Raw genomic sequence first — 22822 nt, 5'->3', positions numbered from 1 at the left:
GCTCATGCAAGGAGAACCATTAGAAATTCGAGTATGACATAGATGAGGGAAGAATATGACGACAATAGAACAGTTAGAAAAACATTTTAAAATAAGAAGAAGTGCTTCTTCTATCATGATAAAAGAAAATAATGCAGAGGCTTTTACAGAAGAGCAATTAAAAGAGATCATGCAATATTGCGTTGCTGAGGCTGAAAAAGAGGGGGTAGAAAAATTACATTTTGAGATCTCTTCAAAAAGTCCAAATTATGATGTGTATAAGAAATGTTTTGAAACGTATTCATTTGAATATGTTACTGAAAACATGATTGTATTTAAGGATATATATGAAGTAGAAGATGTAGAAAGTGAAATTGATTTTAAGCTGATTGAAGAAGTAGGAGAGGATACTTTTTATTCTTTTTGGAACGAAATGACGGAAGAACAAGTCGACTATAATCAATTTGTACATATGATGGAACAAGAAATTGGTGAACAATGGAAAGAACATTGTTTAACAGCAGTTGCAAGCGAAGAGCCAATAGGAATTGTAATCCCGCATATTGAGAAAGGTACGTTAGAAGAAGGGAAACTTATGTATTTCGTAATGGCTCCAAATATGCGAAATAAAGGGTACGAAGCAGCATTCTTTACAGGTGCAATGTTTGTCTTAAAGGAAATAGGTGCATCTTATTATATTGGCGAGACAAATGTACAAAATGAGTGGATGAAGGATGTTTTTGGGAAGAATGGATGTCAGCTGCTTAGTTCTACTGAGCGATATGTGAGGAAGTTTTAGGAGGATGAAAGATGTAGTGATAGGGGGTTATGCAGAACAAGGTGTTGTACTTATAGAGCCTCAACAAAAAGTGAAAAAGGGGGACCGATTGGGATAAATAACTTTAAGTAGGGAATTTAAAAAATCCCCCTAGTGTAGTTTTGGAATAAAGTCATATTATTTATAAAAAAGTTGCAAGGTTGTTCCCCTTTGTATACAGGGGACAACTGATATACGTGAAAAACTAAATCGTAGTCATACATTGTTTACCAACTAATAATCTTTGAGGATAGTGGAAACATAAATGTTCGTTTTTGTTACATCGTAATCTGATAATGGGTGTTTTTTGACATATGAAAGATGAATTAAATTATAAAGTTTGTGAAGCATGTGAATTCCTTCAATTTGTCATAAAGGGATATATGGAAGGTTATAATCCTTATCAGTAGAAACTAAAAAAGATGGCTCTGGTAGAATACCAAAACCATCTCTTAAGTACTTAATTTTTTATGATTTTTATATTAAACTGTCTATCTTATAAAGTACAGTTCATAATTCATTAGCCGTTCCATTATTTACTTGTATATTTTTGAACAGATGCTAGTTCACTATCAATGAAAGTAAAAATACGTTCAATATTTTCTTTCGTTTCAAACATCACCGAACCATGAATAGCATTAGGGAAGATTTCAACCTTTGCATAATCTTTTCCTAATAAGTTATTGACTTTCAAAGCAAAATCAATTGATTGTTGCATCGGTATAATATCATCTCCACTCCCATGTTGTAACAGTATTTTTGGCATGTTTTTATGAATGTAACTAATAGGATTTGCTTGTTCAACTTGTTTTGTTAATTGATTGATTGGTCCACCAACAAATTGTGCTCCTGTACTACCTTCTGTATGATATGGAAATTCATTGCGCTTACTAATTGGAAAAGCGTCTTCATATTCATCGCTACGATCTACCACTTCATATAACCCGTTATCTCTGAGTATACTATTTACTTGTAGATCATACTCCAAACGAGAAAAATCAGAAACTGGATACCAAGCAACTACTGCTGAAACATCAGTTTGAATATCAATATTAGGGTCTTTTTCATTATCAAATAAATTTTCATTCTCAAAAACCGCTGTCATAAGGGCCATATATCCACCTGCTGAACCACCCCAAGTTATTATTCTATTCGAATCTAAATTAAATTTCGCAGCGTTCTTTTTAATAAAACGAATAGCCATTTTCACATCTTTTACTGGTTCTGGAAAAATCGCTTCGCCTATTAATCTATAATTAATAGAAACAACTGCATATCCTCTATTTAAACCTTCTAACATCGGATCAATCATATCTTGTTGTCTTTTATCACAAGCTACAAATCCTCCGCCATGTATAGAAAGAATTACAGGAAATGGACCATCTCCTTTTTCAGGTAACCAAATATCTAATTTTTGTGCTTCTGATTCAGCCCCATAAGAAATATCAAAATAACCGCTTCTATTTTCAGTACTTAGAATAGGACCATTTTTTCTCCACTGTCTATTTGTCATTTTTTATTCTTCTCCTTAGTCATTTTCTTTAAAAGAAAGAGTATTTTTATTTATATAATATAAACCTAATCCTATCGTGATTAGCACAACATAGATTAAAAGAATATTGCTATACAACGGTGCACTCGATGTTTCAAATCCAAATAAATTTGTTTTGTGTAAAAAACCTACCGATAATAATTTTCCAGTAATAGCAATCCAGATAGTAGAAGCGATCGATATGCTTAGATTAAAGAAACCTAACCCAGTTCCCACTTTTTCTATTGGAAGGGCACTAACAACAATTTTCATAAATGGTGTATATAATAGGCCCATCGCTCCCGAAAATAAACAAATCACAAGGGCTAGTACCGTTATATTAGTATCGATCAAAACTGCTCCAATTAATAAAGAGGCTCCCATTAGACCGATTGCAATCATTAGCGTTTTAGGTACTCCTAATTGAATCGTTATTTTTCCACTTATCCCCCCAATTATGGTCCCGACTACAAATGAAGGAAGCATAATTAATGAAACTGTACCAAGATTCACTTGATAAATACTTTGAGCTAAAAAACCAAATACAAAAGAAAAAGCTGCTTGGGAACCGAAAGTTAAGAATACAAGTAAAATTGCCAACAAATATTTTTTATTTTGAAAGAAATCAATTGTAATAAATGCATTCTTGTTTTTCATGATATAAAAAACAAACAATACTATACTAAACAGCGACAATAAAAGTAGTATTATATTTAAGTTATTAAAGTACAAGGTTAATAAAATTGTAATTAAACTTATTAAACTTATACCAGCTATATCTAATTTTCGTTCAGTTTTCTTTGAGTCCTCTGGTAAATTTTTAAGCAAAGACGGAACTAAAATCAAAGTTATGAGCGGTAATAGAAACAAAAACCTCCAACTAACATATGTCGAGAGAAAACCACCACATAAAACTCCTAGGGCCATTGATGCTTGTACACACGCTGTATTATAACCATAATATTTCACCTGAGTTTTCTCATCCAAGTATTTTGTAGCTATTATGATCAATAATGCTGAAGCACTAGTTCCACCAAAAGTTTGTAAAGCTCTTGAAATTACAACCATAATAAATGAATGACTAAAAGCAAACCCTAGTACACTACCAATACACAAGATAAGTACACCAAAAATAATTAACTTCCTAATACTAATAGGGTCTGACAAGGTTGCGTATATCATTGATGCAACCCCCATCACTAGCATAGCAATTGATACTTGGATGCTAATTGTAGATTCTGGTAAATTAAAATCTATTGCTAGTTGAGGCGAGATAATCATAAATGCTTGAATTAAAGTTGCTGAAGATAAAAAAATCACCATAATCATTGGCATTACTTTTTTTACGTTTCCACTATGTTGCATTATTCTTACCCCTTTCACAAATCAAAAAGTTTGTACGTTTTAAATTCCTGTCTTAAAATGTATCCGTTTTCAAAAAAGAGATAGAACTACTAGTTTTTCTAATTCTCTTAATCACCTTCTTTTGTAAGAGTTTTTATACCATTAAGTATAGTGGTATATGTTGTGGTATAATTTATTTTACTTGAATTATATTTTAATACAAAAAATTAATCAACAACAATTTTAAAACATTCACAACATTTTTCAGCTTGTTACGCTTTAAATACTCGATTTAAAACAATAGTAACCATATTTCACTATTCCAAGTTCAGACAAGAATTGCGATTAATTTATAACACGATATAATATTTATAGGGAGTGTTGTTAATGACAGGTGAAAATAAAAAAAAATTACCTCTTTATGTAGAGATTTATGATAAATTACTAAAACTAATTAATGAGGGAGTCTATCCGATTGGAAGTAAGCTGCCTACTGAAGCACAACTATCTAAGATGATGAATGTGAGTAGAATGACCTTAAGACAGGCACTGAGCTTATTACAAGAGGACGGTTATATCGAAACGATACATGGACAAGGAAATTTTATAAAACAAAATGTAGATATAAAAAGTATTGGATTAGAAAAAATAGATAATATTGTTTTTCAATGCTGTACAGAAGCTATTGATGATATCGATGCTTATTTTCAAGTTGATTTTGCAGATGATTATGATTATATTAAAAAAATTTTCAATCGCGATGTAGCAGTGATTATTGGATTTAACAGATGGTACAAATGTAAAAATAGAATAGTGGCACTTGCTTTTACCATATTTCCAAGTGAAACAGCTTCTAATTACCAAATGAATCTTAACGATCAACAAAGCCTACTAAAAATACTTGAAGAAGATATTTATAAGTTAGTACATTCATCAACAATAGAAATAAAATTCACAAAATTGGTTCCTTCTTCTTCGGACTATGAACTTCATTCAAATAATAATTTATTCGTGTTATTAGTTGAAAGTATGTATGACTTAATGGGAAATGTGGTAGTTCAAAATAAGTTTTATATTCCAACCGAATATAGTTCGATTAAAATTAATCGAATAAACAAATAAAATGCTTATGTGAGGTTGAAAATTTTATTATTCATCAGTCAGATGTATGTAATAAAATTTCAATTAAGTGATGAAACTACCGACGAAAGAGGAAGAGAAACTTAATATAAAACAAATAATGTTTTGTACAACATCCGATATTTAGGTTACAGCCGATAAATATGGATTTGGCGAAAACGATATTACATACACCATTTTACTTATTAAGTTTTTAAGCGAAAAGGTGAAATGGGCGATATAGGAAGATGTCGGGAGTGGAATGCTCCAGAAGACGTATCCTATGTAAATTTGCCAATTCATAAAAAGCTAAGTTGGACGCTTGAATCGGTTGGTTTCGGAAATTACGAAACGCAGTATGTATACTGGGACGAAGATAATCAACTATATGCACTTTGGGTTTGTAGACATAAAAACAAAGTGTACTATCCTGTTTCTTCATGGAAAATGAATTATTACCTTAAACAGATAATAAATGGGTTAGAGTTTTATTCGCATCCAGATCGCGGAACAGTTATATATATATGAAGGTTTAGGTAATGAACAAATCGCATACGTATTTCGAGGGAATCCGTGTATAAATTATGAACAAATAAAAGAACTTTTTGCGTGTTTGTAAGATAAAAAGAAAAATCGAAACGACAAAGTATGTTTTCCTATAATACAATAGAGAAGGATTAGACTATACGAAGAAAGCGTTGGTGAAAGAATGGAGCAGCAAGAAAATTGGCTACAAGCAACTGTAGAACGAAATGAAGATAATATGTTACATATAAAGTGGGAAAATAATATAGAAGAAGTACGCATTTATTGGAGTACTTCACCAGATTATATTGAAGAAAATGGAGAATTACTTGTAACTGTAAACGGGGAATCATCATGCACTATTGAAAACCCGAGTGAAAATGAACGCCCATATTTTAGACTAGTAGGAAATAATGGACAAGCAGTGACAGTAGCTGAGCGTAGATTGCCACTACAAGGAGCGTTTAACTTCCGTGATATGGGAGGATATGAAACGACTGAAGGCCGTAAAGTAAAATGGGGCAAATTGTACCGTTCTGAAGAATTAGCGGGACTAACAGAGTGGGATATTGCGTATTTACAGAAATCTGGATTAAAGTTAATCTGTGATTATCGTACAGACTTTGAAGTGAAGCATAAGCCAAATCCAGAGATTACAGGTGCTCGTCAAGTATGCTTACCAGTTATGCAAGACTTGGCGAAAGACTTAAATATAAATGAGTTTTTCCAAGTTGGTGACCTTTCTCTGTTGGGGAAACCAGGTGAATATCTTGTGAAAATGAACCAAGATTTTGTAAGTGGTAACGAGGCGTTCGTGAGCTTCTTACAACTTGCACAAAATCCGGAAAACTTACCATTAGTAAACCACTGTACAGCTGGAAAAGACCGTACTGGATTTGGATCAGCATTATTACTACTTCTATTAGGTGTGCCAGAAAAAACAGTAATGGAAGATTATTTACTAAGTAACGGTTTCCGTGAAAAATTAAATGAAAAAATGATGGCCTTTTTAGGTGCAAAACTACAAAACGATGAGAGTAGAGCGATATTAGGTGCAATGTTTGAAGCACGCGCCGAATATTTACAAGCTGCGATTGATGGAATCCATAAGCAATACGGATCAGTTGAAGTATACGCTGAAAAAGCTCTTGGCTTTACGAAAGAGTCGTTAGAGGAAATGAAAGTATTATTGTTAGAAGAAAAATAAGAAGAAGGGAGGCTGATTTGGATTAGCCTCCTTTTATTATTGTTGCTATAATTTTGTTTATGAGGATGTTGTGCACCGAGGAGAAAATGGATGAAAAGAACTTACGAATCGGGGGATAAAATGATCCATACACGTTTAAAAGCAGAGGAGTTAAGGGAAAGTTTAACAACAATATTAAGTCAAGAATATAAGGAATTAGCTGTGCAGGATTTAAAGGTGATTGGAACGGGAGTGCAAAATATTGTTTTTCGCGGAGATTCAGGAAAGGGACCTTTAGCATTTCGAGTGCCGTGGGAAAGAGAAGTAGAAAATATAAATGAAGATTTATTTAATAGTCGGATTTCGTTGCAAAAGGAAGCAGAGCTTTCTAAGTATTGTCATTCAAAAAGTATTCCAGTACCAAGTATACACAGATTGCATCTTTCTGCCGAACTTGATTTTTTAATATCGGATTATGTGGCTACGGATCATATGCCAATTTCGGCATACGAAATAGGGAAGTTAGTCAGCAAGCTTCATAGTATGCCAATTGAAGGTTTACATTACGAGCAGAATATTAAAGAGCCAATTAGTAAGTATATAGCGGAACGCATTGTGAAACGAGTAGAAGGTTTTAATACAATTACGAATTGTGGTATTAAACTTCCAGATGCACAAACAATTGAACATATTCTTAGTACAGCTAATCATGTAAAGTGTTTATTACATATGGACATTCGACCAGCCAATTTAATTGGGTATAATGGAGAAGTTAAAGCAATAGTTGATTGGGATAACGCTTTAATTGGTCATCCGTTATTGGAGCTTATGAGAATAGCTGAAACAAATGAGGTTAGTTGGGATGAATTTAAAGATGGATATAAGAATGATAGTATCTTTAATGCTACCCCTCATATTGTTAATTTATTTTATAGACTAGATACAGCGGTCATGCTAGCAAATTTATTTATAGCACATTTGAAAATAAAGGATAAAGGTGTATTCTATAAAGAGCGAGTCAAAGCACTTTATAATGAAATATATATAAGTTTATAATGAAGCTATGAAAATGAAGTTTTGAAAATAGGAATTGAGGAGAACATCATGAAATACAAAGTTATATTATTCGACGTAGACGATACATTATTAGATTTCCCTGAAACGGAAAGAAACGCATTACATAACGCGTTTGTACAGTTTGGCATGCCTACAGGGTATAATGATTATCTTGCAAGTTATAAAGAGATTAGTAATGGGTTATGGAGAGATTTAGAGAATAAAATGATTACGCTAAGTGAATTAGCGGTAGATCGATTTAGACAATTATTTGCGCTTCATCATATAGAAGTAGATGCGCAGCAATTTAGTGATGTATACCTTGAAAACTTAGGGAAAGAAGTACATCTTATTGAAGGTGCAGTGCAATTATGTGAAAATCTACAAGATTGCAAGCTAGGTATTATTACGAATGGATATACGAAGGTGCAACAATCGAGAATTGGAAATTCGCCTTTACGTAACTTCTTTGAACATATTATTATTTCTGAAGAAGTGGGGCATCAAAAACCAGCACGTGAGATTTTTGATTATGCGTTTGAAAAGTTTGGGATTACGGATAAATCAAGTGTACTAATGGTTGGAGATTCGCTAACTTCTGATATGAAAGGCGGAGAAGATTACGGCATTGATACGTGTTGGTATAATCCGAGTTTGAAAGAAAATATGACAGGTGTTAAGCCGACTTATGAAGTGGAGAGTCTGCTACAAATTTTAGAAATTGGGGAAGTGGCGGAAGAAAAGGTAGCTTCATTTTAATTGTGCTGATATTTGTCGAAAAATCGATATATTGAAAAAATCGTTGATATATTGTAAGTTACGATAGATATATTAGAAAAATCGCTCATATAAGTTCATATACTAAGATATAGAATAAAAAATAGCGCTACTATACAAGGTCATTCACGTGTTATAATGCGTGAATTAAATATACGTATATAAATAGTTTCTCAGAGTAATGCGATGTCATGTATGATTAGTGTAACAACTAGAGGTGAATAAAGGATGTTAACGTTTTTATTTGAGTTAGACAAAAGTCTCCCGCAGAAGGATGAGTCACGGTATGATGCTTATTCAAAGGGTTTTATCGAAGGAGATGTAACGATTTGCGCGAGTGAAAGAGTACTTTTTCAAAAGTCATGCATGAAGGTTGCAGAGCTCGGCATTTATTTAGGACAGTGGATGGAACAAGTTCAATACGGGCAGAACGTACATATGAATTATGAAACGGCTGACCGTGATGAGATAACTCTTGGTTTTTCCTATGAAGAGGAAAATCAGTGGAGAATTTATTCCAGTTGGCAACAATTTGAACTTCAGGAACGTATATCTACTACAGCATTAATAGAGAGCGTTGGGCGTTATTTATATGAGCTAAATAAAAAACTGCGTGCGATAGAATATCCTGTGACGTTTGATCAGTACTTAAGAGGAGAGCGAATGATGCAGCTTTCTTACAAACGACCGTGTGATAGTAAAGCGGATACGATATCAATAGAAGTTTATAATGAAAGCAAACAAGTAGGCGTAGTACGGGGCTACTATAAAAATAAGTTGATGAGAGTACTAGACTTCATTCCAAAAATCGGTAGTAATATCATTTATGAAATAAAGGATAGTAAGGATAATATTCGCGTCATTGCAAAGGATGTAAGTAGGCAGCGCCAAAGAAAGATTTTAGTAACGTACAAAGATAATAATGATGCAGAGCATGAAATACTTGTATGTGACGGAAAGTTATTAGACGCAAATTTCTTATTTACCTTTACATATAAGAGAGAAGAATATGTTGTTCACAAAACTTCAATTGGGCTTGGAAAGTTATTACGAAAGGGCTATGTAATCGCAGATTGGAATATTCGTCTTGAGGAAGATATGTATTACATCGAGATGAATGTGTATGATGATGATTATATAGAGGATCAATACTTACTGTTAGGCGTATTTCATGCAGTTTTATATGGATAATCAATGAGAAATACCGTCATTCTTTTTGGAAAGAATGATGGTATTTTTTTATGTGATTCTGGTGACAGGATGCCTTTAATCAATCCTCAAAAATAAAAATCTCATCAATCTTACTATGAAGTGCTCTCGCTATATCGTGAGCAAGTTGTAAGGAAGGATTGTACTTTCCTTTTTCAAGATGGCTAATTGTTTCACGGCGTACACCAACGCTCTTTGCTAAATCTTCTTGTGTCATATGTAGCTTGGCGCGGTATTCTTTTATTTTCGTTACGAACGCCATGGTACATCTTCCATTTCATCAACTGGTTTATCGTAAAAGAACATAGAGAAACCGAACGTAAGAATAAGTGTAGCGAAAATAACAGCAATATCAATCTCTTGTAAAGTAGGGTTTGGAAATAACATTTCAATAAACAGAATGATAGTGGTAGTTAGTAATGTAACGATAAATGCATTGCGGCACGATTTATTGACAATTTGTTCAAACAGTTCATCGTGTTGAACCGTTCTATACGATGTGAAGAAGGAGAAGAAACAGAACATAGTAAAAAATCCTTTTTCATAAAAAAATCCGAGAAAACCGAAGAAACCGAGAAATCCTAAATATTTAATCCAAGTTGTTTTCATAAATATATCCTCCTTATCATGTTAGAAATAAATCACATTATGTTATAAATATATCACGTATAGAAATGTATGGTAATAATAGTTTTCCAATTCTTTTCATAATAATAGTAAAAAGAGGAAATATACTGCGAAATAAAGAGGATAATATTGTAAAATGATTGTAAGGAAGGGGAGGAAGGAATGCTAACTTGGATCATGATTGTTGTATTACTTGTAGTGATTACTGTAATTGCGACGGTGTTAATTGGGAGAAATGGTGATGCGAATTATAGTAAAGCGACAAAAGGAAATATTAAACGTCTTACGATGATTTATATTATATTAGCCGTCGTTTTAATTGTTGGATTAGGGGTGTACATTTATTTTAAAGGTTAAATAAACTGAAAAATGTAAAAATCTCAAAATAGAAGTATGCTATAATATCAATATAGTTATTTGGTAATTAAGGAAAGGATTGGATGTAATGATTGAAATTACGAATGTGTCAAAAAGTTATAATGGGTCTACCTATGCAGTAAAAGATTTAAGTTTATCTGTGCCTAGCGGAGAAATCTTTGGGTTTTTAGGACCGAATGGTGCTGGTAAATCAACGACAATTAAGATGATTACTGGTATTCATGGGGTGGACAAAGGGACTATTACGATTAACGGCAAAAATATTATGGAAGAGCCGATGGAAGCGAAGAAGACGTTTGGTTATGTTCCTGATAGCCCAGATATGTTTTTACGATTAAAGGGAATTGAATATTTAAACTTTATGGCAGATATGTATGAAGTGCCGAAAGAAGTACGCCAAGAACGAATAGAGTCTTTAGCGAAGAAATTTGACCTTTATAATGCTTTATCTGATCAAATTCAAAGTTATTCACACGGTATGAGACAAAAGATTGTTATTATTGGTGTGCTCGTGCATGAGCCAGATGTATGGATTTTAGATGAACCGTTAACAGGGCTTGATCCGAAATCTGCCTATATTTTAAAAGAAATGATGAGAGAGCATGCGGATAAAGGAAAGATTGTATTTTTCTCTACACACGTATTAGAAGTAGCGGAAAAAATATGTGACCGGGTTGCTATTATTAATAAGGGGAATTTGCAGTTTAAAGGAAATTTAAATGAAATGAGAGATCATTTTAAATCCAATGAATCACTTGAAAAAATGTTCTTGGAGATGACGGGCAATGAGTAAAATTTGGACGTTAACGAAAGTATTATTGAAATTAAATTATGCAGATTTCATAACAGATAAGAAGAAGCGATGGGCATATGTATTTTCATTTGCAGCTATTTTATTTGTTGGTTTTTTAATATTTGGTTCGATGACGCACGGAATGTATGAAGGTATGAAACAATTAGGGCAAGACCCAGGAATGATTATCGCAATGGGACTTGCGATTGCGAGTATATGGGTATTTTTAATGAGTATTACGAACATTTTAACTGTATTTTACTACAGCAATGATATTGAAATGTTATTGCCGTTACCATTAAAACCAGCGCAAATTATTTCGGCAAAATTTTTAACGGTATTAATTACACAATACGTAATGAGTTCATTCATTTTATTACCCATCTTCATTACGTACGGTTTAAAAAGTGGCGCATTTATTACATATTACATATATATGATTTTTATTTACTTACTTTTCCCAATCGTGCCGTTAGTATTAGCTTCGTTACTGATGACAGTAATCATGAGGTATACAAATATAGCAAAAAATAAAGATCGAGGAAATATATTTATTGGAATCGTAAGTATACTATTTATTGTAGGAATTAACGTATTTATGCAGTGGAGAAATAAAAGTGCGTTTTCTGGAGACGGGGCTGCGGAATATCTTGTAAATAATCAATCTTCTCTTATAGTACAAATGACAAATTATTTTCCAACTACATATTTTGGAGCAGTGGCATTAGTAGAAAGTGCAAATTGGAAGGGACCTTTATATGTAATGATCTTTGCCCTTATTTCATTTGTCTTCTTTGTGTTGTTTTATTACATTGCAGAGCGTACATATTTAAAAGGGGTTATTGGACTTTCAACGAGTACAGCAAAAAAAGAGGTCATTTCAGCAGAAGGTTTACAGAAATCAACCGTACAAAGTTCACATTTGAAAGCGTATGTGAAAAAAGAATTTAAAACGTTATTCCGTACACCACAATTTTTCTTAAATTGTATCGTACAAACTTTCGTTATGCCGATTATGTTGTTCTTTATTTTATTTGTACAAGATGGGAATTTAGAGTTTATTACAGAGTATATTAACAATCCAGAGACAACGGGGTTTGCAATCGGTGTTGGTCTTTGTGCATCGTTATTTTTGATGGGTAGTAACGTCATTGCAACGACGTCATTTTCACGTGATGGAAGCTCATGGTTTGTGAATCGATATTTACCAGTAAAAGCTTCGGATATCTTTTTTGCGAAAGCGATCACTGCTTGGTTAATTAATGTGATTATTTTAGCAGTATTTGGTATTACGATGGCAGTTGTAGCTGGAATTTCTCCAGTCTTCATGATACTGTGGTTTTTACTAAGTGCGAACGGGTTGTTATTAATTCATTTAATTGGAACACGCTGGGACGCACAAACTGCAGATATTCATTGGGATACAGAGCAGAAATTATTTAAAAGTCGATATACAACTTTGTGGAATTTTTTAGCTAATATTTTAATAGCTTTAATTATTGTAGCCGGAGTAAGTGTATTATACTTCTTCCTTCAAGTCGGACTTTGGGTTATGTTTATCGTTTTATTTGCAATGTTTACGATTGTAAATTATATCTTTATTAAAATTTTAAAATTAGGTGCAGAACGTATATTGTCAAATATTAATTAAGAAGGTAGATCCTCTGTATTCGTGCAGGGGATTTATCCATAGATGGAGGAGAAAAGGTGAAGAAAATAGCAATTGTAACAGGGGCAACTCGTTTGAATGGAATTGGTGCAGCTGTATGCAAGGTGCTTGCTCAAAAAGGGATAGACATTTTTTTCACATACTGGTCTCAGTATGATAAAGCGATGCCATGGGGAATGAATGATCAAGAGCCCTTTTTGTTGAAGAAGGAGATTGAAAGTTACGGTGTTCGATGTGAAATGGCAGAAATCAATTTATCACAGTCTTATTCACCAAATCGTTTGTTTTATATGGTATCAGAACGATTAGGTGATCCATCTATTTTAATTAATAATGCAGCGTATGCTACTCATACAAGAATTGAGGAATTAAATGTAGAACAGTTAGATAAACATTATACAGTGAATGTTCGGGCAACTATGTTATTAAGTTCATTATTTATAAAACATTATGCATACAAGAAGAGTGGAAGTATTATTAATCTTACTTCAGGGCAGTCATTAGATCCAATGCCAGATGAACTAGCATATGTGGCAACGAAAGGAGCAATTGAAGCATTTACAAAATCAGTAGCACCAGTTGCGATGGAGAAGGGGATTACCGTTAATGCCGTTGATCCAGGACCGACGAATACGGGGTGGATTACAGAGGAATTAGAACATTATTTAGTATGGAAATTCCCGCAAGGTAGAGTTGGAGAATCATTGGATGCTGCGCGCCTAATATCTTTTTTAGTAAGTGAAGAAGCGAAATGGATTACTGGGCAAGTCATTCATTCGAATGGTGGTTTCTCATAAAAATATTATGTTAACAATCGTTGAGAAACAAAAAAATTAAGATATTTATATTTTTTTGTATAAATAAAATGTCAAGAAAGAGAAAAATTTGATAGGAGAGTATATTGTCATATGAGGATAGTAATTCTTGATGTGACAATATACTCTTTTTCTTTTACAGCAGAGAGGAAAAATGAAGTAGAAGAAACTCGAATATTCAAATCGGTTTATCAGTTTTTGTACGTATTATTATGAAGATTACTGTCGGAAAGATGGTGATTCGTATGAAAAGGGATTTTTTAAGGGGAAATAGAATCGTAAAGGGGAGGATAAATTAAGTAAACATAGGGGGATTTATATGAAAATGAAAAAGGTCGCTATCGCATCGATAACAATTGGTACAATGCTTACTATGGCAGCTTGTAGTCCATCAGCAGATAAAGAGGCAGAAAAGAAAGAGCAAGTAACAGCACAAAATGAAGGAGAAACAAAAACGACAAGTACAGATGAAGCGTCAAAAACAACGAAAGATACTGAAAAAGAAACAAATACTTCTTCAAATGAAAAAACAGATAAGGATGCAAAAAATACAAAAGAATCATCTGGAACAGAAAATAACGGCAAAACGACAAAAGAAAAAGAAACGACAGGAAAAACGAATGAGCAAACTACAAGTGGCAAAGCAACCGATCAAACTACTAGCGGGAAAACGACAGACCAAACGACAAGTGGAAAGACTACTAAAGATCCGAAGAAAAGTGTTGCTGTGAAAACGAACGTAAAAGAAGTCGTTACATTAATTGAAAGCTTAGACAAGCAATTAGCTACTAACCCTAAATTAGAAACAGTGAATAAACTTGGAAAACAAATTAATGAGAAGTGGGATGTCATTGAAAAAGAGTTAGAAGCATCACATCCGACGGATTCTAAAACAATCGGTCAAAGTATGTATCCGTTAATTGTAGGCGCGGAAAAAGAAAAGATCGATATTACGAAAATGAAGTCGTTAACGTCGAAAACGAAAAAAGATTTAAATCAGTTATTGACGAAGTTATCGTAGTATGAAAAAGCCTACTTGTGTGAGTAGGCTTTTTACGTTGTTGTAATTGTATAAAGTGGGAACATATTTATTTTTTATTTTCAATTACGATACGAAATGAACCGTATGCTTGTTGACTGACATAATGATCTTCACTAACTTTATAGGGAAATGGGAATGCGACTAGTTGAAAATTACTTTCCTGTTCCACTGTAGGTAGTGTGAAAGTAAAAGTTTGTCTCGTTTCTGGTGCCACTGTAGTATAAGCGACGTTTTTATTATGGAATAATTCAACTTGTTCCCAATCTTTAAAGGCCACGATTGCATAAGGTATTTCATCTTTTGTTTCATTTCCGTTAGATAGAGTTAATGTTTCACCTTCCTTTTCAGAAAATACCGTTTGTAATTTCTCTTCATTGCTCGTAACAAATAATGGCTCATAAAGACCATCTTTTAAAATAGTATTTGGCTGTATAGGGGTAGACTTTAATGTTTCACTTTCTTTATGAGGATGATGTATTGAATATCGCATACTTAAAATCTCTTCTAGTATAGACGCTTTATGTAAGTCATTATCTTTTAACTTATATTCAGGTTTTTTAATAATTAAAAAGGCTAATTCGCTTGCGTTAGGAGAAGTGTGTAAAGAGATTTTCGTAGTAATCGAACTATTTGGTTTCATATCGAAAGAGTAGTGTGATAGTTCATTTATAGTATTTTCTATTTTAAAAGGTTTTTGTACGTAATCTTCTAGAACAATTAATCCATACTTTCGGTCTTCGTCAATATTATGTATAAAGGATAACGATACGTTAATTGTATTATTCTCACTAGTAATTTCACTACCGTTGTTAATATGTTGGCCTTGATTATCCTTCAAGCCGTATGAAATAGTATTGGTTTGTTTCTCTCTCTTATTTTCTTTGGAAGGTGTATAAGGTTGTATAATTGAAGCATGGAACAAAACATACATTGTAAAGAAAGAAATAAGTAAAAAAACGATAATGATATATATATTTTTCATAAATAACACCTCAATATATTTAAAATATAAGAGAAAAAAGATATGCAAGATGCATATCTTTTTTCTCTTTCTTACCAGGAAGCTTTTGTTTCGTGATTCACATCATTATAACCATTTAATTTATAGGTATGATTACCAATAGCGTAATCATCTCCATAATAAACGCTTGTGTTGGTCGCTGTAGCACTTACATAAGATGATTTTTTTGCATTATTACTTTTCGTATTCACTAATGAGCCATCGCCATTGAAAGTCCTTGCTTTTGCATAAATATAGTCTTCGGTCGTAGTTGATTTCGATTTAGCAACTGCATATGGGTTACCAAAAAAGGGAGTATAGACGCTAATGTTAGAATCATTCTTAGGTGCAGCTGCAACAGTCAAACTAGAAACATTGGATGTTTTTGCTGATTGAATTGTATCAAAGTCAACTAAAACAAGCTGCTTGTCTGCAGCACCCACCTCTGAGGCACTTGCGTTATTAGTAAAACCAAAACCTAAAACCGCTAACCCTAAAGTTGTCACCGCTAAAGATTTTTTCATATTCACTAATTTTCCCACCTTTTTTAATTTTTGAGTTCGAACTCAACTCATACAATATACGAAAAATTCGAAACTCTCAACAACCTATCCGATACTTAACTTTTCTTTTACTTTTGATTTAACATATCTTCATTTTAATAATTTGAATATAGCTTTAACTGCTTAGCGAACATGGAAATAGGGTTACCAATATGAAATTCATGTAAATGTAGATTTACACTTATAGAAGAGCACATGAATGAAAAGTAGGGTGGTAATGAAAGAGAGTTAGAAGAATGTAATACAAAACAATCGGATTATGTATTCATTAATTGTAGCGGCGGAAAAAGAAAAGATAGTAAAGGAGAGTATTAACGGTAAAAACGAAACACGGTATAAATCAATCATGTACGAAGCAATTCTACGTTTGTATGTAGGATTACTTCGTTTGTAAAGTTTAAAGCTGTTATTGTATTCCCTATGTTATTTTTAAATTTTTGTGGGAAACCTATCTGAAAAAGGATGGTGGCAAGAATGACAATTGATCGAGTGTGTACAATAGGACCAGCAAGTAATAATAAAGAAACGTTAGTGCAGTTAATAAAGAATGGTATGAAAATTGTTCGGCTAAATTTATCACATGGCACGCATGAAAGTCATAAAGACATCATTCGTTTAGTGAAATCTTTAGATGACTCTATTAAAATTTTAGGTGATGTGCAAGGTCCTAAAATAAGATTAGGTGAAATGAAGGAAGATCAAATTACACTTAAGGCCGGGGATTCTTTTCTTTTACATACGCAACCAGTCATAGGGAGTAATACAGAAGCAAGTGTGGATTATGTAGGTATTGCGAATGATGTGAAAGTAGACAGTAGAATTTTGATTAATGATGGAGAGGTTGAATTAATTGTTGAAAAGGTAAGTAAGGAAAAAATAGAAACAAAGATCAAAACAGGTGGTAATATCTCATCTCATAAGGGGGTGAATTTACCAGGTGCGACAGTTAGTTTACCGGCTATTACAGAGAAAGATAAAAAAGACATTCAATTTCTTTTAGAAGAGGATGTTAATTTTATCGCGTGTTCTTTCGTACGAAAACCTAGTCATATAAAGGAAATACGAAATTTTATACAAGAGCATAAAGAAACGTCCCCAAGTTTAATTGCAAAAATAGAAACGATGGAAGCAATCGAGAATTTTCAAGATATATGTAAAGAAGCAGATGGAATTATGATTGCAAGGGGGGATTTAGGAGTGGAATTGCCGTATCAAATTATTCCGCTTTTACAAAAAATGATGATTCGTGAATGTAATCGAACGAATACATATGTTATTACAGCAACACAAATGCTTCAATCTATGGTAGATCATTCTATTCCTACAAGGGCAGAGGTCACCGATGTTTTTCAAGCTGTACTAGACGGGACGAATGCAGTGATGCTTTCTGCTGAAAGTGCATCAGGAGAGCATCCAATCGAAAGTGTGAGAACACTACGTCTCGTTTCGGAATTTGCGGAGCACGTTAAAAAAGATGGTCCTTTTGCGATGAAAGATGTACTGGAATGGCTGCATAAGTCTCTTTAATACATGTAGCTTGGTAAGTGATGAATAAAAAAAAGAGGGCGGATATGCATCCCCCTCGAGTTTTTAACGAATATTACTCTTGCTCTTCTTGCTCATCCAAAATCTTATCAAAAGCAGCCGATACTTTATCAAACTCTTCATCATTTTCAATGTATGAAAACTCATTATCTTCTTCTACTTTTAAAAAGAAGATATCAATGTCTTCCTCAGTTTCTGTTTGAATGTCTTCTACGAAGGCAACTGCAATATATTCTGCGCCTTCGACATCCATCGCTCCAAGTACTTCTACTTCCTGATCCTCGTTATTCTCATCACTAAGAGTAAACACTTCGCCAACTTCAATATCAGACATATTCATTCTCCTCCTGTTCGACTCTAAAAAATAGAGCGTTCAAACTGCATACATACTAACATATCTTTCCATGAAAAATCAATTTCATACATAAGAAAAATCAAATTCTACTTCTTTAGTATGAGTATCCAGCAATAAGGAGGAATATTTTTTGAGTGCTATATTACTAAATCCATTCAACAATTGTATCCATAGTCTGTCTTGTTTTATCACGCTTTGGCTCTTCTTTACGGTAACCAAAGGCAGCCATAACGGATACTTCAAAATTATCGTCTTTTACAATGCCTTCTTGACGAAGTAAAGAATCTACTTTCTCTTTATCAAATCCTTCTATTGGACAAGAGTCAATACCAATTTGAGCTGCACTCGTCATCATATTACCTAAAGCGATATAAGATTGTTTTGATGCCCAATCAAATACAGCACGGTCGGATTGTAATAAGTTAAAATCTGATTCCTGGAACTTTTTGAAGAATTCATATCTAATTTTTTGAGTGTCTTCAGGTAATCCAATAATATCGTTCATCATATATTTAATATAATCTGCATCATAATGCATATCTTTAATGTTTCTTGAAAGAACAATGACAAAGTGACTTGCTGTTGCAAGTTGCCCACCAGCACCCCATGAATATGGTTGTAGTTTTTCTCTTACTTCTTTATTTTGTACGATAACAAATTTCCAAGGTTCATATCCAAAAGAAGAAGGAGATAATCTGCCTGTTTCTAAAATGAAATTAAAATCCTCTTCTGAAATTTGTTGCATAGGATCGAACGCTTTACATGCATGTCTGAAATGAAAAGCCTCCATAATTTTTTCTTTTGTCATTTGGTTTGTATTTGTCATAAAAGTTCCTCTTTTCATTAATTTATTTTGTAAGTAAATTATATTTTTAAAGTAACATGGAAACAAGTACGCACATTTATGTGGTATAGTATCAAAAAAGATACTAATGTTAAGGGAAGGGATTTATTATGGATTGTTCAAACGAAAATAATATAAATTACCCATTTTTAAATAAATATTCTTGTCCAGTGGAAGCGATGGTTGAGGTCATTGGAGGGAAATGGAAAGGGGTTATTTTGTATCATTTATTAGATGGTACAAAGAGGTTTAATGAATTAAAAAAATTAAAACCTAATATCACACAAAGAATGTTAACACTGCAGCTTAGAGAACTTGAAGCAGATGGCATCATACATCGCGAAGTGTACCGCGAAGTACCTCCAAAAGTAGAATATTCGTTAACTGAGCTTGGTGAATCACTTCGTCCAATGATTCTATTAATGATGGAATGGGCAACTCATAATATGGAGAAAGTTTTGGAAAGTAGAAATACACAAAATAAAAGTTAAGAGTTGAAATGGATATAGGAGAGATATGTGAAATAGTTGTAGAAATAAAAGGTGTTTCCATATGTGGAAACACCTTTTATCCCGCATTAACGGGCAGTAAGCCCTCCACCTCAAAATTCAGTGGAAGCAAAGAAGTTAGGTGGGGATCGGGCTGCCCGTAAAAGCCCGATTGGTGAAGGCTAATAATCAGTGGGGGATGAACAAAACCCCCACTGATTAAAGTTTCACTTTATTTCTATGTTTTTTACTTTTTAACTTCAACTGCTGAAGTTGCAAAGTCACTCAAGTTTGCAGTTTTACCATACCAATCAGCGTGTCTAAAAAAAACACCTTTTCCATATCCTTCAGTTGAAGTACGTTCCCATAGCGTTGTTGAATAGCTAGCAGTAGGAGCTGCTGTACGTACAGAAACAATTTGATTTTGCCAACTAGCAGACAAGTTTTTATAACCGCTACTTAGAGAAAAATACTCGCTACCTGTACGTTTATAGAAGTCTGTACTACCAGGTCCGCTCCCTCCAACACCAAGGGGAGTGATTGTATGATTCAACCTTTGTTTATCTTTTTCAATAAAAGACTCTAAACTTTCTTTGTTCGAAAATCCATAAGATAACCAGTCTCCATTTTGATTTTGTTTCGGTAGAACTAAAGTTATTTTTACGTCTTCCTTTGATGGAGCACCCAATTTGTGAAACGAATCTACAGCCTTTTCATCTACAGTTACATATTCGAAAGAGGCAATCGTATAATCCTTTTCGGTACTAGCTAATACTGATCCCAATCCTACAGTTAATGATGAAGCAGCTAACATTGCACCTACTACCAACTTTTTAAGCATGAATCCATCTCCTTTAAACTTAGATTTTTTTGTGTAACTAAAATGTATGTTAATTTGAGTTTATTGTAAATATTTAGAATTTTATAAAAAAAAATCGGAATATTCTTTCATTAATCCAAAGTAAGGAATTCGCTTTTCTATTAAAAAAGGATCTACTTAAAAAGTAAATCCTTTTTGGATATTAGCAATAAGGCTAGAGTGTGCTACTGATTTTGCTCTTTGCCGATTCACCTCAAAACTTTACTGAAGCAAAGGAGTTAGCGGGAGGCGTGCTACTTGTGAAAAAGACTTTGGTGTGTGCTAATATAGACAACACCATCGGTAATAAAAATTTCGATTTATCCTACTATGAGTTAAAAACTTCATTTTTAGTAGTGGAAGTAGCGTCTAATAAAAGGAAGATTGCTGCTATAATATGTAGAATGATTGCTATATAAGGATGAAAGGCAACTAGAGTAGTGATAATACCGATATAATGAACGTACGTATCCATGCCTTCTTTTTTAGCTAATAAAAAAGTAGTGAAGTAGTAAAGGTATCTCATATTGGTTAACAAGACTTGGAAATAAATAATAACAAGGAAGTAATAAAAGGTGAGAGATTCCTGTAGTCCACTTTAGTGCTTGGATGTAGGTTTTCAAAGTAAATCCTCCTAAAACAATCTATATCTATATATTACTAAAAATAATAGGTAATTGGATATTATATATTTGTAGTTTTGAGTAGATTATAATCATTTTATGTAAACTAATTATAGGTTATCTATAAAATAGAAAAACCACCCAAACGAGGGTGGTTTTTATTATAAATAATTACTTAAAGAAGCAAGAGGAACCTTCACCTCACTACCTTCTTTCATATTTCTTAGCATAACGGTTTCTGCACTAAGTTCCTCTTCACCAATAATAAGTACATAAGGGATGTTCTCTTTATTGGCATAATTAAGGGCGCGTTTTAGTTTGCGTCCTGCTAGTTCAAGTTCAATTTTCAATGAAGTAGTGGATCGTAATTGCTGGGCAATTTGCAAGCATTGTAATTCTGTCCCGAGTGGGATAATAAATAAGTTCGCTGTAGAGGATTTTGTTTCTTTTTGTGAGAGTGCTGTATAAATAACGTCTAAACCGAATGAAATACCGACTGTTGGATAATTCATATTATCACCACGGAATGCTCCGATAATATTATCGTAACGACCACCACTACCGATGCTGGATGTAATCGAGCCGTCTTTTAGAAAGATTTCATATACGGTACCTGTGTACATTGTGAGTCCTCGTGCTAGAAACGGATTGAATATAGCATTCTCGTTTATTCCAAGAGCAATTAAATATTGCTGTAATTGTTGTAATTCGTTTATTCCATCGGTAACGAGTTGATTATTGAAAGCTTCTTTAAAGTCAGCAATTGTAAGCTTTAGACAAGATAATACGGTATTACATATCGTATCAGCCATTTCTTCAGTAATTCCGCGCCCCAATATATCTTTCCGTACACCATCAATCCCAATCTTTTCAATTTTGTCTAATGATAATATTACGTCACTCATTAATTCAGTAGGGATGTTAATCGCCTGAAGAATACCGTTTAATAATTTTCGGTTATTATATTGGATCGTTACTTCTAAGTTTAACGTTCGGAACAGTTCAAACGCCATGCTCATAAGTTCAGCTTCTGCCATGACAGACTCAACACCGACTATATCAACGTCGCATTGTATAAACTCACGAAATCTCCCTTGTTTAATCGGACCATCTCGAAATACTTTCCCAATTTCATACCGTTTAAAAGGTAGACGAATATTTGGATTCATCGCCACGACTTTTGCGAATGGAATTGTTAAATCGTAACGTAAAGCAAGCTCACGTTTTCCTTGATCTTGAAGTGTATATATTTCCTTTAAAATTTCATCACCACCGCCATACTTGTAAGACATAAGTTCATACATATTTAACGTAGGTGTCTCTAACGGTTTACAGCCATAACGTTCAAACGTATCTTCACACGCTCTTTTAATTTTATTTCGCAGCACTTGCTCCTCTGGTAAATAGTCCTTTGTTCCTTTTACATTTTTCATTTCCACTGTAATCACTCCTTTTTTAAATTAAAAAAAGCTATGCGGGTATAAAAATACCCACATAGCTTTATGAACGCTTCGTGGGTAAACAGGAAAAGCCCTGTACCCACGAAGAAAAAATTTTCTTCGGATACACGGCGTTACGTATGATGATGAAGTTGGAAAGAAGTATTAAAATTTCGCATTACAAATCTCTCCTTAACATAAGTTTTTCCAAATTATATCAGATGATTTTTGAAATATCA

General features: G+C 33.4%; 23 protein-coding genes and 2 pseudogenes. 14 read left to right on the top strand and 11 right to left on the bottom strand.

Annotated elements, in window-relative coordinates; genetic code table 11:
- Nucleotides 1-55: 55 nt before the first annotated feature.
- Entirely contained in the window at nucleotides 56-778 is a 723-nt protein-coding gene (locus tag DPQ31_RS16445; RefSeq protein ID WP_070173518.1) for an N-acetyltransferase, read from the top strand.
- Between the two features lie 550 nt (nucleotides 779-1328).
- Here DPQ31_RS16445 and DPQ31_RS16440 read toward each other — a convergent pair.
- Both DPQ31_RS16440 and DPQ31_RS16435 read right to left on the bottom strand, forming a co-directional pair.
- Nucleotides 1329-2309 carry an alpha/beta hydrolase gene (locus DPQ31_RS16440; protein WP_097959665.1) on the bottom strand — a complete coding sequence of 327 codons (981 nt, stop codon included), beginning with the start codon at nucleotides 2307-2309 and terminating at the stop codon, nucleotides 1329-1331.
- A 15-nt stretch (nucleotides 2310-2324) separates the two neighbouring features.
- Nucleotides 2325-3692, bottom strand: coding sequence for an MFS transporter (locus tag DPQ31_RS16435; protein ID WP_208730729.1), 1368 nt, complete (start codon nucleotides 3690-3692; stop codon nucleotides 2325-2327).
- 366 nt (nucleotides 3693-4058) lie between these two features.
- Here DPQ31_RS16435 and DPQ31_RS16430 point away from each other — a divergent pair, with 366 nt between their 5' ends.
- The 6 genes and pseudogenes from DPQ31_RS16430 (at nucleotide 4059) to DPQ31_RS16405 (ending at nucleotide 9525) form a co-directional block, all read left to right on the top strand.
- On the top strand, nucleotides 4059-4793 hold the full coding sequence (locus DPQ31_RS16430) for a GntR family transcriptional regulator (RefSeq protein ID WP_000145471.1): 735 nt from the start codon (nucleotides 4059-4061) through the stop codon (nucleotides 4791-4793).
- A 137-nt stretch (nucleotides 4794-4930) separates the two neighbouring features.
- Nucleotides 4931-5409: pseudogene (locus tag DPQ31_RS16425) on the top strand (hypothetical protein); the annotation flags it as partial.
- Between the two features lie 90 nt (nucleotides 5410-5499).
- Nucleotides 5500-6522, top strand: a complete 1023-nt coding sequence (locus DPQ31_RS16420) for a tyrosine-protein phosphatase (RefSeq protein WP_098109513.1) — start codon at nucleotides 5500-5502, stop codon at nucleotides 6520-6522.
- 90 nt (nucleotides 6523-6612) lie between these two features.
- Nucleotides 6613-7557 carry a phosphotransferase family protein gene (locus tag DPQ31_RS16415; protein ID WP_208730728.1) on the top strand — a complete coding sequence of 315 codons (945 nt, stop codon included), beginning with the start codon at nucleotides 6613-6615 and terminating at the stop codon, nucleotides 7555-7557.
- Between the two features lie 48 nt (nucleotides 7558-7605).
- Nucleotides 7606-8316, top strand: a complete 711-nt coding sequence (locus DPQ31_RS16410; protein WP_000875936.1) for a YjjG family noncanonical pyrimidine nucleotidase — start codon at nucleotides 7606-7608, stop codon at nucleotides 8314-8316.
- A gap of 246 nt (nucleotides 8317-8562) precedes the next feature.
- The gene (locus DPQ31_RS16405; protein ID WP_208730727.1) at nucleotides 8563-9525 is read left to right on the top strand and encodes a tubby C-terminal domain-like protein; all 963 of its coding nucleotides are present in this window, start codon (nucleotides 8563-8565) and stop codon (nucleotides 9523-9525) included.
- 79 nt (nucleotides 9526-9604) lie between these two features.
- Here the strand turns inward: DPQ31_RS16405 and DPQ31_RS16400 are convergent, their stop codons facing one another.
- Nucleotides 9605-9805, bottom strand: a complete 201-nt coding sequence (locus DPQ31_RS16400; RefSeq protein ID WP_000896289.1) for a helix-turn-helix transcriptional regulator — start codon at nucleotides 9803-9805, stop codon at nucleotides 9605-9607.
- Nucleotides 9793-10152 (bottom strand): DUF3796 domain-containing protein, encoded by a 360-nt coding sequence (locus DPQ31_RS16395; protein ID WP_087970369.1) that lies wholly within the window; start codon nucleotides 10150-10152, stop codon nucleotides 9793-9795. The genes DPQ31_RS16400 and DPQ31_RS16395 overlap by 13 nt, the downstream gene beginning before the upstream one ends.
- 180 nt (nucleotides 10153-10332) lie before the next feature.
- Between DPQ31_RS16395 and DPQ31_RS16390 the strand changes: the two genes are divergently transcribed.
- The 5 genes from DPQ31_RS16390 to DPQ31_RS16370 all read left to right on the top strand — a co-directional run bounded on the left by DPQ31_RS16390 (nucleotide 10333) and on the right by DPQ31_RS16370 (nucleotide 14846).
- Nucleotides 10333-10527 carry a hypothetical protein gene (locus DPQ31_RS16390; protein ID WP_000958861.1) on the top strand — a complete coding sequence of 65 codons (195 nt, stop codon included), beginning with the start codon at nucleotides 10333-10335 and terminating at the stop codon, nucleotides 10525-10527.
- 88 nt (nucleotides 10528-10615) lie between these two features.
- Nucleotides 10616-11341, top strand: coding sequence for an ABC transporter ATP-binding protein (locus DPQ31_RS16385; protein ID WP_000570205.1), 726 nt, complete (start codon nucleotides 10616-10618; stop codon nucleotides 11339-11341).
- A complete protein-coding gene (locus DPQ31_RS16380) occupies nucleotides 11334-12992 on the top strand; it encodes a putative ABC transporter permease subunit (protein WP_208730726.1) in 1659 nt (552 codons plus the stop codon). Before DPQ31_RS16385 ends, DPQ31_RS16380 begins: the two co-directional genes overlap by 8 nt.
- A 56-nt stretch (nucleotides 12993-13048) precedes the next feature.
- Nucleotides 13049-13807: an SDR family oxidoreductase gene (locus tag DPQ31_RS16375; RefSeq protein ID WP_000716978.1), complete on the top strand. Its 759-nt coding sequence runs from the start codon at nucleotides 13049-13051 to the stop codon at nucleotides 13805-13807.
- A gap of 337 nt (nucleotides 13808-14144) precedes the next feature.
- Complete coding sequence (locus DPQ31_RS16370; RefSeq protein ID WP_208730725.1) at nucleotides 14145-14846, top strand: hypothetical protein; 702 nt, start codon at nucleotides 14145-14147, stop codon at nucleotides 14844-14846.
- A gap of 67 nt (nucleotides 14847-14913) precedes the next feature.
- Here DPQ31_RS16370 and DPQ31_RS16365 read toward each other — a convergent pair whose 3' ends face one another.
- Both DPQ31_RS16365 and DPQ31_RS16360 read right to left on the bottom strand, forming a co-directional pair.
- Nucleotides 14914-15849, bottom strand: a complete 936-nt coding sequence (locus DPQ31_RS16365; RefSeq protein ID WP_087970370.1) for a hypothetical protein — start codon at nucleotides 15847-15849, stop codon at nucleotides 14914-14916.
- Between the two features lie 71 nt (nucleotides 15850-15920).
- Entirely contained in the window at nucleotides 15921-16397 is a 477-nt protein-coding gene (locus tag DPQ31_RS16360) for a XoxI protein (protein WP_208730724.1), read from the bottom strand.
- Nucleotides 16398-16904: 507 nt separating this feature from the next.
- Between DPQ31_RS16360 and DPQ31_RS16355 the strand changes: the two genes are divergently transcribed.
- Nucleotides 16905-17957 (top strand): pyruvate kinase, encoded by a 1053-nt coding sequence (locus tag DPQ31_RS16355; RefSeq protein WP_087970371.1) that lies wholly within the window; start codon nucleotides 16905-16907, stop codon nucleotides 17955-17957.
- 73 nt (nucleotides 17958-18030) lie between these two features.
- Here DPQ31_RS16355 and DPQ31_RS16350 read toward each other — a convergent pair whose 3' ends face one another.
- Nucleotides 18031-18315 (bottom strand): DUF1292 domain-containing protein, encoded by a 285-nt coding sequence (locus DPQ31_RS16350; protein WP_002039126.1) that lies wholly within the window; start codon nucleotides 18313-18315, stop codon nucleotides 18031-18033.
- A gap of 160 nt (nucleotides 18316-18475) precedes the next feature.
- Nucleotides 18476-19156, bottom strand: coding sequence for an NAD(P)H-dependent oxidoreductase (locus DPQ31_RS16345; RefSeq protein WP_087970372.1), 681 nt, complete (start codon nucleotides 19154-19156; stop codon nucleotides 18476-18478).
- Nucleotides 19157-19284: 128 nt separating this feature from the next.
- Between DPQ31_RS16345 and DPQ31_RS16340 the strand changes: the two genes are divergently transcribed.
- A complete protein-coding gene (locus DPQ31_RS16340; protein WP_098812084.1) occupies nucleotides 19285-19665 on the top strand; it encodes a winged helix-turn-helix transcriptional regulator in 381 nt (126 codons plus the stop codon).
- Between the two features lie 244 nt (nucleotides 19666-19909).
- Here DPQ31_RS16340 and DPQ31_RS16335 read toward each other — a convergent pair whose 3' ends face one another.
- The 3 genes and pseudogenes from DPQ31_RS16335 to DPQ31_RS16325 form a co-directional block, all read right to left on the bottom strand.
- Nucleotides 19910-20503: a hypothetical protein gene (locus DPQ31_RS16335; RefSeq protein ID WP_087970374.1), complete on the bottom strand. Its 594-nt coding sequence runs from the start codon at nucleotides 20501-20503 to the stop codon at nucleotides 19910-19912.
- A 346-nt stretch (nucleotides 20504-20849) separates the two neighbouring features.
- A pseudogene (locus DPQ31_RS16330) lies at nucleotides 20850-21144 on the bottom strand (hypothetical protein).
- Nucleotides 21145-21305: 161 nt separating this feature from the next.
- Complete coding sequence (locus tag DPQ31_RS16325; RefSeq protein ID WP_208730722.1) at nucleotides 21306-22583, bottom strand: histidine--tRNA ligase; 1278 nt, start codon at nucleotides 22581-22583, stop codon at nucleotides 21306-21308.
- Nucleotides 22584-22822: the final 239 nt, after the last annotated feature.

The organism is Bacillus sp. COPE52 (assembly GCF_003355115.1).
Taxonomy (GTDB): domain Bacteria; phylum Bacillota; class Bacilli; order Bacillales; family Bacillaceae_G; genus Bacillus_A; species Bacillus_A toyonensis.
Note: the sequence above shows the minus strand (reverse complement) of the source record. Positions and strands in the feature narration are given on the sequence as shown.